This is a genomic window from Proteus sp. TJ1640, assembly GCF_003144445.1.
Classification (GTDB): Bacteria; Pseudomonadota; Gammaproteobacteria; order Enterobacterales; family Enterobacteriaceae; genus Proteus; species Proteus penneri.
In genome coordinates, this window is sequence record NZ_PENY01000013.1 from 1 (window position 1) to 1,557 (window position 1,557).

The window sequence follows — 1,557 nt, forward strand, 5'->3', positions numbered from 1 at the left end:
AAGTGCCCAAAGTATTTTCAATTCAGCAACTTTTGGAGCAAGAGTTGCATTAGGAAGTAAGGAAGGTTTTGATAGTATTGGCACAGCAGGACCTAGTAAGAATACGGGAATTACTGTTATATCAACAGCCGTTAAAGGAAATACATCCAAAGATTTTGAAAGTAAATCTTCTGTTAATACATCAATAAAAGACAATGAGCCAAAAGTTATTATAGTTGATAAAAATAAATATCCAGAAACTGCTAAGCATATCGAGGATGCCCAAAAATCAGGTCATCCTAATATACTGACAGTAGATCGTGATGGTGCAGCCAAAAGAAGAAGAGAATCATTAAAGAATATTGACCCAGTTAAAGGTTCTGATCGTGATGAATATCCTCCTGCTATGTTTAAAGAGGGTGGTACAGGTGCCTCAGTTAGATTAATCTCACCATCTGATAATAGAGGCGCTGGTTCGTGCATTGGTCACCAATGCCGTGAGTTCGCTGATGGTACAATTGTCATTATAAAATCAGATGTATCATCCGGAAAACAAGAAAAAGATAGAGGAAAATAAGAATGGGATTTTTTATAGATAAATTATTATCAATTTGTAGTGATGACATATCTCCTAATCAATTGAAAAAAAATATTGAATCAAGTTATGGGCAATCATTAATAGATGAACTGGTTTTTTTGCTAGAGAAAAAGAACGGTTTTTATGGATTTGAATCAGCATTACACTTATTTCCATATGAGAGTATGGATAAGGAGGTCGGTGTAATTGATTGGAATAATAATAGACTGTGGATTTCTGCATATAAGGATATGGCACTAGAAGCATTTTTTTTTGCAGAAGATATTTTTGGAAATCAGTTCTGTATTAAAGATGATCTGATTCAAGTTTTTGATCCAGAGACAGGTTCATTTAGTGAGTTGGCGGGAAGTTTTGAGGAGTGGAGTAAAGCAATTTTAGATGATTATAATTTTTTAACTGGGTATTCATTAGCTAATCAATGGCAGAATATTTATGGAAAAATTCCATCAATGCATAGGCTAATTCCTAAGATCCCATTTGTTTTAGGTGGGGAATATACATTAGAAAATTTATATCTATCAAATTCTATAGATGCGATGAAGTTTAGAGCGCATCTTGCATTACAAATTAGAAATATTCCAGATGGTACAAGAATTTCTATTGATACAAGAAACTAGTTATAGATAGTCATCCCAATTCCACACAGGAGCCTACTGAGTGGATTTATTCTTTCTCCACCAGTTGAATAAATAGTTATTCGGCTAGAAGAATGAACTGAATTTCAGTGTAAATCTGAGTTATCTCAGCGAAATAGCAGTTATGATTTGTGTTTATTACAGTCACCAGATACAACTTGAGATATCACATTACAATCAGCACAAAACCAAGAGACGATAGACAGTAAAAACAGCAGCAAAAGCACTTCTGTTGGTGTTGGCGTCACAGTGGGCTCGGGGGGGGTTGGGGTAAATATTAATGCTAATGGTAGCCGAGCAAAAGGATTTGAAGAGGGCGACCACACCTATTACACCAATAGCACA

General features: G+C 35.1%; 2 protein-coding genes. Both read left to right on the forward strand.

Annotation, left to right across the window (positions count from 1 at the left end; translation table 11 throughout):
* Positions 1 to 556 (forward strand): NucA/NucB deoxyribonuclease domain-containing protein (locus DK861_RS05645; protein ID WP_204101253.1); only part of this gene is annotated, 556 nt, incomplete at its 5' end.
* A gap of 2 nt (positions 557 to 558) precedes the next feature.
* Positions 559 to 1,194, forward strand: a complete 636-nt coding sequence (locus DK861_RS05650; RefSeq protein ID WP_202608124.1) for an SMI1/KNR4 family protein — start codon at positions 559 to 561, stop codon at positions 1,192 to 1,194.
* Positions 1,195 to 1,557 lie beyond the last annotated feature (363 nt).

Excerpts from the sequence above, each read along its gene's own strand:
- DK861_RS05650 (WP_202608124.1), top strand. The coding sequence starts at position 559 with ATGGGATTTTTTATAGATAAATTATTATCAATTTGTAGTGATGACATA.